11 protein-coding genes and 1 tRNA gene are annotated in these 13,229 nt (G+C 56.0%); all 12 read right to left on the bottom strand.

Annotation, left to right across the window (positions count from 1 at the left end; all coding sequences use genetic code 11):
• Window positions 1-216: 216 nt before the first annotated feature.
• Complete coding sequence (locus tag HIJ39_RS18030; protein ID WP_338055234.1) at window positions 217-477, bottom strand: acetamidase/formamidase family protein; 261 nt, start codon at window positions 475-477, stop codon at window positions 217-219.
• A gap of 91 nt (window positions 478-568) precedes the next feature.
• The gene (locus HIJ39_RS18025; protein ID WP_169102167.1) at window positions 569-1,687 is read right to left on the bottom strand and encodes a DUF917 domain-containing protein; all 1,119 of its coding nucleotides are present in this window, start codon (window positions 1,685-1,687) and stop codon (window positions 569-571) included.
• On the bottom strand, window positions 1,684-3,237 hold the full coding sequence (locus HIJ39_RS18020; protein WP_169102165.1) for a hydantoinase/oxoprolinase family protein: 1,554 nt from the start codon (window positions 3,235-3,237) through the stop codon (window positions 1,684-1,686). Before HIJ39_RS18020 ends, HIJ39_RS18025 begins: the two co-directional genes overlap by 4 nt.
• Window positions 3,234-4,343, bottom strand: coding sequence for a DUF917 domain-containing protein (locus HIJ39_RS18015; RefSeq protein WP_169102163.1), 1,110 nt, complete (start codon window positions 4,341-4,343; stop codon window positions 3,234-3,236). The genes HIJ39_RS18020 and HIJ39_RS18015 overlap by 4 nt, the downstream gene beginning before the upstream one ends.
• Complete coding sequence (locus HIJ39_RS18010; RefSeq protein ID WP_169102161.1) at window positions 4,340-5,641, bottom strand: purine-cytosine permease family protein; 1,302 nt, start codon at window positions 5,639-5,641, stop codon at window positions 4,340-4,342. Before HIJ39_RS18010 ends, HIJ39_RS18015 begins: the two co-directional genes overlap by 4 nt.
• 90 nt (window positions 5,642-5,731) lie before the next feature.
• Entirely contained in the window at window positions 5,732-7,210 is a 1,479-nt protein-coding gene (locus HIJ39_RS18005) for a PucR family transcriptional regulator (RefSeq protein WP_338055233.1), read from the bottom strand.
• Window positions 7,211-8,163: 953 nt separating this feature from the next.
• Window positions 8,164-8,238 (bottom strand) — tRNA-Arg (locus HIJ39_RS18000).
• 68 nt (window positions 8,239-8,306) lie between these two features.
• Window positions 8,307-8,579 (bottom strand): TMEM165/GDT1 family protein, encoded by a 273-nt coding sequence (locus HIJ39_RS17995; RefSeq protein WP_169102160.1) that lies wholly within the window; start codon window positions 8,577-8,579, stop codon window positions 8,307-8,309.
• 380 nt (window positions 8,580-8,959) lie between these two features.
• Window positions 8,960-9,715 carry a ferritin-like domain-containing protein gene (locus HIJ39_RS17990; protein ID WP_169102159.1) on the bottom strand — a complete coding sequence of 252 codons (756 nt, stop codon included), beginning with the start codon at window positions 9,713-9,715 and terminating at the stop codon, window positions 8,960-8,962.
• Between the two features lie 354 nt (window positions 9,716-10,069).
• Complete coding sequence (locus HIJ39_RS17985; RefSeq protein WP_169102158.1) at window positions 10,070-10,732, bottom strand: response regulator transcription factor; 663 nt, start codon at window positions 10,730-10,732, stop codon at window positions 10,070-10,072.
• Window positions 10,733-10,766: 34 nt separating this feature from the next.
• A complete protein-coding gene (locus HIJ39_RS17980; RefSeq protein ID WP_169102157.1) occupies window positions 10,767-12,125 on the bottom strand; it encodes a GAF domain-containing sensor histidine kinase in 1,359 nt (452 codons plus the stop codon).
• Between the two features lie 134 nt (window positions 12,126-12,259).
• A complete protein-coding gene (locus tag HIJ39_RS17975) occupies window positions 12,260-12,976 on the bottom strand; it encodes a hypothetical protein (RefSeq protein ID WP_207711773.1) in 717 nt (238 codons plus the stop codon).
• Window positions 12,977-13,229 lie beyond the last annotated feature (253 nt).

Here is a 13,229-nt window from a genome sequence, read left to right as displayed (position 1 = left end):
TAAATGCGTGGTACCCCGACAGCCGCTGAGAGATGAGGTCTCAGAACCGTGAGGTTCCAGAATTAGTATACTAGTGGCGTAAATCCATGTTGCCGCCTTGCGCGCTAGGCGGGACCAACGGATGATCGTCCGGTAAATCCAGGGCAAGCCCGATGGTCCCGATGAAGGGAGCCGTCGGGATACGGATCCCGGGTAATATTTCCGCATAACGGTCCGTCACTTGGGAAATGCGCAGATGGGGCTCCGGAATTGGTCGGCTAACAGGCCGAAGCCTGGGATGTTTGCCGTCCACCCCCAGGAATCTAGGTCAATAGCCATGATGTCGACGCGTAATGCGTCGCCCGGCTCCGCCCTCTGGACATAAATGGGCCCAGTCACGGGATTCACGCGGTCAAAGTCTGAGCGTGCCACATCGTCGACACTGGACTCCCGACTGAGTTGCCCACCCGAGGCATTGGCCACTTCCAACGTCACCACGTCACCCGACTGCACGCGAACGGCCGGTTCATGGTCGGCGTTCCAACTCAGTTCACTCGATCCCGCGGAATGTGAAACGAGGCCATCCTTCTTACTCCCCTTTCTCGGCTGCAACCCGAAGCGCCGGTTCAACATAGTCGAACGGGTAGCCAAACCCGCGAGGTCCCCATACCTCCAGGGCTTCGGGACTCTTCATAATCGGTGGCGCGGGTATGACCACCACGGCCACACGTTGCCCATAACGCAGCCGCTCGGTGGTGATGGCGAGTCCCGTCTGCGCGTCTAGCACCGTCACCAAATCGGGAACCATCGCTATCGATTGTTCACCCCGTCGAACCACTAAATTCTCATTCTGAAATTCAATCCCCAGCGTCGATCCGCGATCACCATCGAGGCCCTCGATGGTAACCTGGCCTTTAGCAAATCCGGCCTCCGTCCGCCGGCGAACCTCGGTAATTTTTCCGCGAAAGGCAATAAAGGCCGGGCCATATCCGGCATAGTTAGCAGCCTCACAGAGGGCGCTCAATGGATCGATATGCTGCTTTTGCGCCTCAATCACCGCCCGACCAATGCGAAGCCCAAGGCTTAACGTGCCGCGCACCGCGGCGCGCTTAACGTCCCGACCTTGCATAGGAAATTGAGCGAGAAAGCTATGGCCTCCAAGCCGGATGGTAAGACCCCGGGCCAGCCACTCGAGCTGATGGTTGTCGTGGATCCGGTCCAAAATGACCGCATCGCCAAACTCGCTCACCATACAAGCGGGGGACCCGGAAATTCCGAAGATGTGATAGGTCTGCATGTAAAGCTCCGGAAATGCGCGACCCATCCCATCCGCATCGACCACGGGGCGGCCTAGTTGGGCTGCCACCTGCAAGGGCACCATACTATTGATGCCTCCCGCTTCAATAGGACAAGGCCAGGCATCTGGGACACCGATGTGCTCCGCGAGGCGTAGGAAGGCCTCCATGGGTTCCGTTCCCCGTGGTGGCTTTTCAAACAACACGGTGGGGGCGCCCATCCCAGCGATAGGGATGACCCACTGATTGTCGGGGAGTTCGTCGACCGTGTAGACGGTAAGGGGGCCACGTTGAGCCATAGCCGCCTCCGCCATAATCCGCCCAATGTAGGGATCGCCCCCGCCCCCGGTTCCTAAAATGGCGGCCCCGATGGCTAAGGCGTCCAAGTCGTCAATCCCCAGTTTCCAACTCATGCCGATTCACCCGCCAGAATTCCGGCTACGGTGACCCGCACTCGGGATGCATTAGACGGAAGATATGCGAGAGGGATTTCCTCGATCTCTACGATGTCCAGTGTCGCAACATTGGCCCCGGCACGCACAGCCTCTGCCTTAGCCGTTGACACGGCCTCCTCCATCACGTCCTCCCGTGTCCGCCCGCTCATCGCGTAAATCCGGTCGACACGCCCTGATACTTGGGCAATGGCGGCACCAATGGCGTTGGCCACGTCGTAATGATCGGGACGGATAACCTCGGATACGCCGGCTAAGTGGTCGGGAAGAAGGGCGCTTCCTCCGCCCACGGCGATGAGAGGGACAGGCTCCGAACTGGTCTTAATCCGATCGATTCCCTCCTCAACCATCCGGATAGCCTCCGCATACGCGGCGCGGCTTAGCTCGCCGGACACCACGGGACGACGGGTCCCGATATTGGCCTTCTCCAACGCGACGGCCACATCGGTAAAGGTCAGCACATCTCCCCCAAACACCTGGGCATCCTCGACAATTCGATATCCCACGCTGTCCGGGCCCACCGTGACACGCCCATCCGCCATCCGCACGCGTGAGCCTCCACCCAATCCGAGAGCGATGAGATCGGGCATGCGGAAGTTCGTGCGAACGCCGCCCACCTCAACGGCCAGCGATGATTGCCGCGGGAATCCCCCTCGAATCATGCCAATGTCAGAGGAAGTACCCCCGACGTCAATAATGACCGCATCGTTCAATCGGGTGAGATGGGCCGCACCGCGCATGGAATTTGTCGGCCCACACGCCACCGTCAAGATGGGATAACGTAACGCGTAGTCCATGGCCATCAACGTGCCATCGTTTTGGGCAAAGTATAGGGCAGCCTCAATTCCGAGATCCCGGAGGGCATTTTCAAAGGCTGTGGCCGCCATGGCCGCTACCCAGGTCACGGCCGCGTTAAGGACCGTCGCATTCTCCCGCTCCAAGAGTCCTACCGATCCGATTTCGTGAGACAGCGAGACCGCCAGGTGCGGATATTCTTCCATGATTAAATCCCGTACACGAAGCTCGTGGTCTGCGTTTACTGGGGCAAATACGGCCGTGACTGACACCGCCGTAATGTTGTGGGCATGTTCATCCAGAAACCGCCGAATGGCATCGAGATCCAACGGTCCCATGGTGCGCCCGTCAAATTCGTGACCCCCACGGACCATGACACTCGCATGCTCGACCACCGCCTTCAAATCCGCCGGCCAACCGGTCAAGGGCGGGACGGCTAAGGTAGCCGGCGCCCCAATTCGCACCAACCCCACTTTGTTCAAGCGCTGACGTTCGATAATGGCATTGGTCACCTGGGTCGTACCTAACATGGCATGGGAGATTTCAGAGGGCGTCAACCGAGACTGCTCTAATACCGTTTTTGCCGCGTGGCGAATGGAACTCGCCACATCCGCCGTCACGGGTGTCTTGGTTTTCGCCACGACCCGATCATCCGCCGTTAAAATGACCGCATCCGTATTGGTGCCACCCACATCCACACCGAGTCGATATTTCATGCCCATCCTCCGTTCGTCTCTGCTGTCGTTATCGGGCCTTCCGCCAAGGAGACATGCTCTACCTGGTAGCCGAAATATTGGGGACCCACCGTTTGCATCCCCTTTTCTGTAAACCAAACGGGATCCGAAGGAAGCCCCACCACCGTCACGCGCTGGCCATAAGTTAACCCTTCGGTCGTAATGGGTAGAAGAGTCTCCCGGTCCACCACACATATGAGATCGGGAACGGTCGCGACCACCCGGCCATCCCGGACGGCAATGAGATTCTCGTTTTGAAACTCAATCCGTAGTACGCTCTCCCCGAACGCATCTAATCCCACGCAGGACAGCGTGCCGCGTGCAAATCCATCCCCGCTCCGCCGTTCGACGTCGACCACCTTTCCAGAAAACAGTTCAATCGCCTGGTGCTGTGTTTTAAGCCGTTGTAGTTTCTCGTCGCGGTCGAGGCGTGAATGACCCAGTAGCCGTCCGAGATCCATGGCCTTCGACATGGTGCCCCGCACCATGGTGTCTTTGGCTTCCCGGCCTGTCATGGGATAGAGAGCGATAATGGAGGCCCCACCCATTGCCACCGTGGCTGTTCGAGCCAAACGCTCCGTCCACGGATTATCAATGGCGTCAATCACCAAGTTGTTGCCCTTCTCATCCACCAACACCATGGGCGTCGCCTTGAGTCCCCGAACATGAAACGAGGTCATCTGCAACTCGGGAAACGCCCGGCCCATACTATCGCCGTCAATGACCGGAAGATGAAGTTGGGCCGCCACGGCTAAGGGAATCATGGAGTTAATGCCGCCCGCCTCAATGGTCATGATGGCCACGGCTTGTTTTCCAAGAATGCGTTCCAACTGCGAGACGGCCGTCTCCACTTCTTTCCCGTTCGGGATTTTTTCCACCATTACAGTGGGCGCCCCCATCATGGCGGCGGGGACCACCAAACCCTCGTCCGGTAACTCGTCCACATCGACCAAATGGATAGGGCCGTAACGACTGATGGCCGCCTCAGCCATCAGTCGTCCGATATACGGGTCCCCGCCACCACCCGTGCCCAGCAAGGTGGCGCCAATCGCCAAATCCTTGAGTTCTTTGAGCCCAATTTCCCTCATGCACTCTCCTCCGATGTCTTCCCTACGGAAACGGTTCTCTGGCTCAATTGTGACAGAACCCAATACAGCACAATCGCGGCCACTAATGCATTGATCGACTGGATTCCCCAATGGACGAAGTACCCAATCAGAAACGAACCCACCCATGAGACCACCATGGGCCAGTTGATGGTCTCCATGTGATCTGGGACCCGATCCGCCGCACGGCTCCGGTCAAGTTCCTCACGAGAGCGTTTCAGGAGCCAATAGTCGGTCAGCATAATACCGGCAATCGGGGGAATTGCCACACCTAAAATCGTGAGGAATCCTTCGAAGTGTTGAAGAATCCCACCCGCGGCCAGAATGGTGCCGATGCCGCCGATGACCCAGGTGGTACGCATGCGAGAGACCTTCTTGCCGAACAAGGTATCGATAGCATTCACGATACCGAGGGTCGATGAATAAAGGTTCCAGTCATTGATCTTCAAGGTGGCCATAATTAAAATCACGGTGCCAATGAAGCCGGAGGTTGAATACACAATGGCCACGACATTGGAACTCTTCACCGCGTGGGCCAATAGGACACCCACTAACCCGATGGCATATTCGCCCAACGTAATCCCCAGCACGGTTTGCTTGACCACGTCGCCGGCCCGCCGGTTAAACCGGGTCATGTCGGACGTGATCACGGCGCCGACGATGAATCCGCCTGCCACCAATGTGGTCCCTGCCCCCAGTGAAAGATGGGGGCCCGGTGGTGCCATGGCAACCAGGTGGTTGAAGGAATGATGGCTTAATCCGACCACAATGGCCCACCCGGACAGAATCAGAAACAAAGGCACAGCTACATAAGCTGTCCAGCCCATTGATAAGAATCCATAAGTCACGATGGCAATCACGGCGACCCCGGCCAAAATGGACCAGAGCCATAACGGCGGCCCACCAATCAATTGTTGCAACCCCGCGGCAAAGACGGCATTTTGGATACCAAACCAGCCCACCAAGCTAATCGCGACCACAAGCCCGATGATGGCGGAACCATAGCGGCCAAAACCCGCCCAACGGGCCAAGAGTGACGTGGACATGCCCTCCCGTTGACCGGCAATGCCAATGATAATCGACACCACTTCAAGCACCACAGCACCCAAGGTCAACGCCCAAAAGGCCGACCAAAAGGACATGCCGAACCCCAACGTTGCTCCCAAAAGAAACTGAGACAGTGCCGACAATTGCCCGAAACGTTGCACGGCCACGGAGAACCAGCCATAGCGAGCGTCTTTGGGCACACGAGATAATGGGTAATCTTCTGCTGACTGCATAGCCTTTACGCCTCCTTTCTTCACCCCCCTATACTTCCACGCGATTCCGACAAATCCATGCGGCAACCTGCACAAGGTTTGAGAGAACTTTTAGTGCAATTCAGGGCGGGCTTTCAAGGCCAGCTGCAGGACCAATTGAGCCGCCGCATCATCGAGGTTGAGCTTCAGAAGCTGTTCAAGGCGCTGAATGCGATAGGTCAGCGTATTTCGGTGGATGTGAAGCATCTGCGCAGCCTGGGATCGTCGCCCCATGCAATCTAAATAAGTTCGTAAGGTTTCGATGAGTTCTCCGCCGTTCGGCTCGGCCAACACCGGGGCCAACAGGCCTTCGGCTAACTCACGTGAACGGGGAGATTCCAGCCAACCATAGAGGAACCGGTCGAGTCCCAAATCTTTGAAGTGAGCAATCGTCCCAAACCCGTAGCGCGCGCGTCCAACAGTGAGCGCTTCATGCGCTTCTTCGAAGCTTTTCCGAAGTCCATCCGGCCCATCGTAGGGAAACCCAATACCACACGTAACGCCGGAAACTCCCCATTTCTTCAACGTTGGGGTGAGACTCCGGGCGATAGCCTCCGCGCCCCTCAACGCCTGGTCGGGCAGGAGTCGTTCTTGACTTTCCACGATCAGCACAAATTCGTCGGAATGAGGGAGCACCATACCATGTCCAAAGGTTTGCCGCGCTTCACGTTCCAACGCCTCCAAGACCGCGCCTTTTGTCCGAAGAATGCGCTGCTCACTTCCCGCTGCCCGACTATACTCCGAAAACTTATCCATATCCCAGATGAGCGCCGTGTGCACCCGACCCAGGTCGAGGTTAAAACGGGACGCAGCCCGCATGACCGAACCGGTGGGGACCCGAGGATCCACCAAGAGCTCAAGCAGGAATTCCGAGCGATGGCGTAACACCGACTCAATCTCAGCCGCGTCCCGATCTAAAAACACCGCGATGGTGAGTTCCATGAGTCTTATGAGCCGAGGAGATGCGACGGGTGCGTGAATGTAAAACCGCTCGCCACTCCCCCGTCCCCAGTCCACGATACGTGTGCCGGATTCTGTCGTCTCGCGAGCGGGTTTAATCTGAACGCCATGGGAATGGAGTTGGTGTTGGAAGCCCTCCAATGTCAGATTCTCACCCCAACTGTCGAGCGTGGCATCAATGAGCGAGAGTTCTCGCTTCATGCCTTCCACTTCGCTACTGGCCAACAAACGGAAGGCACGCCGAAGAAATAACCCCAAGTGCTGCCCCTGCACAAGAAAAACCGGAAATAAAAGCCGTTCCGCCAATAAACGGCTTGCGTCAGGGAGGCGTTCATCCACCACCACTAGTCCCGCCGCCTTCTCTTTAGAAAGAGCCAAAATCCAGGAGTCGATGAGTGCTCCTCCGCGGTCGGTCCATTGGCTGTAAACCCAAAGAGTATTCGGTTGGCGTTCATCATCCAACTTTCCCGAAAGAAAGTCGACGTCAGCAAAAGGCCCATGATACATAGCCGGTTCACAAACGGGAATTACCACACGTCTGCCAGCGCTATCGATCAAATCTTTTAGACTGGACATTGGCGACAAGGACACGTCGCACCTCCTTGTCCTCTATTGTACGGTCATTTGAAAGGACCAGATAGAGGCAGGACCAGCACCGACCGCAGTCCCCCCCGTGCGGACCCACTTCCACGGCGGCTATTCGTTGGGTCAGCCCCGTTTCACCGTCGTAGGGCGCAAACAAAGGCGGCAGATAACGCTTAGGCGGTTGGTACGGGTTATATCAACCCATACGCTACGCAGGCTTATGACAGCCCGGGAGAAGGCGTCCACCATCTACGAGGACTAATCAATCAAGAGGTAGAAAGGATTGTGGAGGTAGATGATGATACGTACCCACTCACCTCAAGGCACCCCTAAAGGAAACTGCTAAGCGAGGTGCAGTAAACCGAGTAAGTATCCGACCGTCAGCGGAAAAGAACTCTGCGTAAGGAATTTCTGGCTCAGGCAGCGATTCGAGTTGAAATTCGAACGGCCCCTACATTGCCACGGTCCACCCAAGACCGGTCGGCAAAACGAATAACGTCAGTCGCTTTTCGTGGCATTGGTGTTTGCGGGCATCCGGCTGTTGATTCGCTTCGGTCCGTTCATGGGGAGAGCCGGCACCGGTCTGCTGGGTAAGCCCCCAAGAACCATGCCACCGCCGCGCGCAGAAAGTCGGTGTCTTTGGCCACCTGCTTCAGGTCGCACCTTGGTGGCAGATTTGGCGGAACCCACTCGTTTTCATAAGTCCTACAACCGCACTTCCGCCAAACCTACCGCATAAGGATGCGCCATGGTCGATACCCCGCACTCCCTACAGACGGTTGTCGCACCAACCATTCCCGTGATTGTCCCGGACACTCGGTATGCATGTGACGAGGCGACTGAAAGGATTTAGCGCGAACCCATATATCTCCGCTCGTGTGGGTATTTTTGTGGGTAGCAAAGCCAATGCAAGAAACAAAAAACCAGCAATCCGTTGCAGATTGCAGGTTTCAAACTTGTGGTGCGCCCGAAGGGACTCGAACCCCTGCTTCAGGCTCCGGAGGCCTGCGTGATATCCACTTCACCACGGGCGCACATCGACTTAACGATTATAACATAACCACCGAGCCTTCTTCAAGGCGCACCATCTGTGAGCTCCGTGTTAAAGCTTTCCTAAAATTAGGAAAATACCCATGCCAACAAACATAATGCCGGCGCCCAAATGGATATACTGAGTAGGCACAACCCGGGTTACAGCCTCACCAAATATCACCGCCAAAAATGCGCTTAACGCCAACGCAATGGCTGCCCCCAAGAATACCGACATGCCTGAGTTGCTCTGAGCCGACAAGGTCATGACGCTGAGTTGCGTCTTATCACCCAACTCGGCAAAAAAAATTAATGCAAACGTCGAAAGGAAAACCTTCCAGTCCACCCCGATCCCTCCCTGAAGGCTCGTGCTTTGTCCTCAGGGATAGGTATGACGGCAGGCTTGGGTTCATGCCCTGGAGATGTCCTGTGGTCATGCCAGCATGACGCGATTTTAACGACCAAACGTGCCGTTTGGCCAATTTAGCGCCTCGTCCACCCGCGCTGTATCGTAGGCTCGACAGTGTCGCCCTGAGCGGCTGCACCCAATCTTCAGGGTCACGTGCCGGAGAATCTTGGGCTCCGCCAGCCCCATCACACCCACGCACCGGCCACCTTTTCCCAATCCCAATCCCATGTAGCAAGCGGCCGAAGACCGAAAGAAAGCTGCTCGCCCGTCGATGGCGAACAGCTTTCAGTGGCGGCCATGCTTCCGTTAACATCAAATCATTGTGCCAGCGGTACAATACCCAGACGCTTGACCCACCGTTCGGTATCGTCCCACAACTCCGAAAGAAAACTTTCTGGCGACCAATCCAGCGTCTCCATGGGACCCCGCAGACGTTCGCCCAGTCGCTCCATTATCCGGAATAGATCGTCCCGCAGGACTAACAGCTCTTGTCGTGCGTCCTCGTCCATAGTTGGCAGCATGCGATTCAGATAGCGATCGGAAAAGGCTTGGTGACGGGCTTCGTCTTGCAACGTGCGGCGCGAGAGACGGCCTACTACCGTATCTGGAAAACGGTCGGCGAATCCCCCATAAAAGGTCTTGGCAAAAAGGTCGCTGATGAGGATGCCAAACACCCATTGCACGGGATCGTGTTTTTGCAGAAGGCGGGCATGGTACCGCCACATTTCCGGGAGACGGCGACTGGGCAAAGGCTCCACGTTCAGCACCCGATAGAGATGGTTCAAGTTACGGAAATGGCGCGCTTCATCAAGACCCATACTGGAAAGATACAATGCCGGTTCGGCATGGCCGCCGGTTAAAATCATGGGAAGAACTTGCGATATTCCCAACATCGCTGTTTGTTCGCCTAAATACACGGGGGTGATTAGTTGACCGAGGGCCTGCTTCTTGTCGTCGGAAATCCCTTCCACTAAGCCCCAATCAATCTGATCCGTCCCCCACTGTGCTTTAATGCCCTTTTCGAACAGGCGTAGAAACTCCTCGTCCGTCATGGCTGGATCGACGTGGATCATCATACCCCTCCTAATATGGCCTGTATTGTCCTACTGTACTGAGCCAGGAGAGGGTCAACCACTGCCGAAGGTCCCTAATGATTAGGACCATTCGGCCCTTTTTTTGGACCCGGTCCGTCGGAACCGACGTGATCCCCCACCGGACCAAACGGACCGCTGAAAAGGACCACTCGACCGATGAAACCGCTAAAACGGCAACACCATAATAAAAGGGCGGGAAACGATACGAGAGGGTGAGGTGACCTAAATGGCCCAACTTCTGTCGAACCTGTCTCCATGGTTGATGATGGGGCTTTGGCAATTAATCATTTGGGCTTTGGTCATCGGCGGCATCTTCGCCCTTCGCCATGGTCGTCATCGATGATGATCTGATTCATAGCGGGCGAAGTGTGCTGCCGCCTCGGCCCGACGTGTGTAGCCGAGTTTGCTTAAAATGTTGCTCACATAATGCTTGACCGTTTTTTCGCTGAGAAAGAGCTGCTCCCCAATTTCGCGATTGGTTTTTCCCTCCGCCACCAGGGCCAAGATTTTGTGCTCATTCTCGTTCAACTCTTCGATAGGGTCCGCAGGCCCCTTGGCTGTCCTGAGACGCCGAAACAAGGCCGCGGTCACCTGCGGGCTAAAGAGCGAACCGCCTTGCGCGACCGTGCGGATCCCTTCGATGACCGTATGCCCCCGGGATTCCTTTAAGAGATAGCCAGAGGCGCCCGCATCGATGGCGTCCATCACCATCTCATCTTGTCCAAAAGAGGTCAACATAATGACCTGCACTCGCTCGTCACGTTCCTTGATTTGACGACAGACCTCAAACCCATTGAGATCTGGCAACCGCACATCGAGAACCGCAACGTCAGCCGTAAAGGGGATATTGTCTACGGCCGCCTGACCTGTGGCATAATCCCCGACAACGGTAATACCGGGCTGGTGGTCGATCAGGTTTTTCAGACCCATTCGAACCACTTCGTGATCATCCACAATGGCCACTCGAATCACATCACTTTTGTCCGTTTCGGCCATTTCTTCACGCTCCTTTATCCCTTTTTACTATAGCCTATAGAGATATGGTATTCGATCGGGGCCAACGAAATTGAACGGTGGTCCCGCGTCCGGGAGCGCTCGTCACATCCATCATGCCCTTAAGCCGCTCCATGCGTCGGCGCATATTCTCCAGTCCAAAATGGTGCTTTCCCGTGTCGGCTTCCGTATCAAATCCCACACCATTATCCTCAATCCATAAATGGTATTCCCACTCCGTGCTTTCCCAGCCAACCACGATGCGATCGGCCTGTCCGTGACGATTGGCATTCGACACCGCCTCTTGCACCGTGAGCACCAAGTCATGCACGATCTGCGGATCCAATGTTAAGTAATCATGATCGTGAAACTCTAAGTCCACGTTTTCGCCGTTGCCGGTCCGATGCAACATGTCTTTTACGGCGACGTAAAAATCGACCGGCGACGTGCCAAGACTTTGAATGTACATTCGAATATCCGTCATGGTTAAGCTTAAAGTTTCTGTCACTCGATTCAATTCGCGCCGCAGATCTTCCGAGAGCGACTCCTGGGTATCCAGGAGAAATTCCAGTGACAAGGTCAACCCGTAGAGCGTTTGCAACACGCCGTCGTGTAGTTCACGGCCGATGCGTTCCCGCTCCTGCACCGTTGCCCACGCTTCGCGCTCTTGATACAAACGGGCATTGGCAATAACTACCGCCGCCTGGCGAGAGAAGAGTTGCGCCAGTACTTCATCCTCGGAGGTAAAGCCCCCGGGCTTATTGGTCAGGTACAGGTGACCCACAACCGACCCTTGATAGAGCAAGGGCAATCCCAGAAAACTTGACATGGCCGGGTGCTCATTGGGGAAGCCGGACGACGCAGGATGGTCAGCAATGTTCTCCAGCCGAATGACTTGTTTGGTGCGAATCACCTCGCCCAAGAGGCCGCGCCCCGTCGGCAGGTGGCCAATTTTCGCTCGCGCCTCTGAAGAAATGCCGGAGGTGATAAACTCCCGGATACGCGATGGATCTTCATCGGATAACACAGCCAGCGCCGCATACTGAGCACCGAAAAGGGGCCGTGCCACATCGACGATCCGTTGCAACACCGCCTCCAAATCGGGAAGCGTGGCCACCACACCCGTGGCATCCCATAGGCCTTGCAATACATCGCGCTGTCGGCCAAGTTCAGCGTTTGCTCGCTCCAATTCCCTCTGTTGACGTTCCAACAGCCCGAACACCACAAATGAGAAGACGCCCGTAAAGAACACCAGCACAACCCGCAGGTAAAGGGACTTCAGGCCACGGCCAAGGTGCAAACCGCTGATAAAATGGCTGTAAACCCAAAAGGTTAAAACCACACCTGCCATCGCCATCAAGGTCGCTAATATTCGATCGCGCCAGCCGTGGGACATCCCCTGCGTCTCCTCCATCGCTTCCCGGACATTTAATCACGGTATTATACCATAGCCCGAGGTTAACCCTTTTCGAACGAAAGACCGGACGCCCGCACAGCGCGCGCCCAGTCTCGATAGGATGATTTTCGCCGTTAGATGACCTTGCCGCGGCGTTCCCGTCCATCGGACCTGCCCAGCGGCGACTTACGCAGTTCCACCACGCGGGTTCGGGGCCGTGAATAGACATAGCCGAGGAAGATTAAAATCAACCCGACGATGTTAAACACAGGAAACCATGACTCCCCTAGCCCCTGAGAGGCAAACGTCCCCGCCAAACTCGGCACCAGGGCGCCGACGCCAATCAGCAACGTGTAATACCGGCGTACTTTCCACCAAGACCACAAGGCGCCGAGAACCACGACCGGACCGCCTACCGCGGACAAGAGCAGATAACTGATTTGGGAAGGTCCAACAATGGCGTTTTTTCCTGCGTTAAGGGAAAGCCAACTCCCTTGAAGTACCGGCGGATGGAGCACCGCAAAAAGTGCCAACGATATGGTTGCCAAGGCCACATAGAGACCATAAAAGAACGGGATTCGTGAACGCGGAAGCGCAAGGTAAACCGTACCGACCGACATGGTGCCAACCAACCCCGCCGAGGCAACCATATAAATCTGATACTCCCACACCAACTGCCAGTTGCCATTGACGGTTAAGGCCTCCATCAGAAAAGCCGCCGCATAAAAAAGGAAGGACAAGGTCCACCACCCATATACGGGCGCGTGGGTGCGCTTGAACCGTCCGGCTAGATTGACAGCAAAGCCAACGGCAAGCAATGCGGCAAGAAATAACAACCTCTGAACGATCATGTTCTTCGCTCCCCTCCACGGAGATAGCATCTCACGATTGACATGAGTCTAGTATGCGAAGTCATCCATATCTTGTTATGCGCCATATGGTCCCTATTTTTCGGTCCACAAGACCCGAGTGGCGGTCCCATCCGTCCGTAGGCACCCCAACTATCCGCGAGTAAAGTGATCACATACAAAGGAGACACGCATGCCCCTGCAGGGCACTCACACACATGAAAAAAGGGCGTCGGCACGGGGAGTATGATGAGGG

This window comes from Sulfobacillus harzensis (genome assembly GCF_012933365.1).
Classification (GTDB): Bacteria; Bacillota; Sulfobacillia; order Sulfobacillales; family Sulfobacillaceae; genus Sulfobacillus_B; species Sulfobacillus_B harzensis.
This window is presented reverse-complemented; position numbering and strand designations above follow the sequence as displayed.

Excerpts from the sequence above, each read along its gene's own strand:
- HIJ39_RS18025 (WP_169102167.1), bottom strand. The coding sequence starts at position 1,687 with ATGAGTTGGAAACTGGGGATTGACGACTTGGACGCCTTAGCCATCGGG.
- HIJ39_RS18020 (WP_169102165.1), bottom strand. The coding sequence starts at position 3,237 with ATGAAATATCGACTCGGTGTGGATGTGGGTGGCACCAATACGGATGCG.
- HIJ39_RS18015 (WP_169102163.1), bottom strand. The coding sequence starts at position 4,343 with ATGAGGGAAATTGGGCTCAAAGAACTCAAGGATTTGGCGATTGGCGCC.
- HIJ39_RS18010 (WP_169102161.1), bottom strand. The coding sequence starts at position 5,641 with ATGCAGTCAGCAGAAGATTACCCATTATCTCGTGTGCCCAAAGACGCT.
- HIJ39_RS17990 (WP_169102159.1), bottom strand. The coding sequence starts at position 9,715 with ATGATCCACGTCGATCCAGCCATGACGGACGAGGAGTTTCTACGCCTG.
- HIJ39_RS17985 (WP_169102158.1), bottom strand. The coding sequence starts at position 10,732 with ATGGCCGAAACGGACAAAAGTGATGTGATTCGAGTGGCCATTGTGGAT.
- HIJ39_RS17980 (WP_169102157.1), bottom strand. The coding sequence starts at position 12,125 with ATGTCCCACGGCTGGCGCGATCGAATATTAGCGACCTTGATGGCGATG.
- HIJ39_RS17975 (WP_207711773.1), bottom strand. The coding sequence starts at position 12,976 with ATGATCGTTCAGAGGTTGTTATTTCTTGCCGCATTGCTTGCCGTTGGC.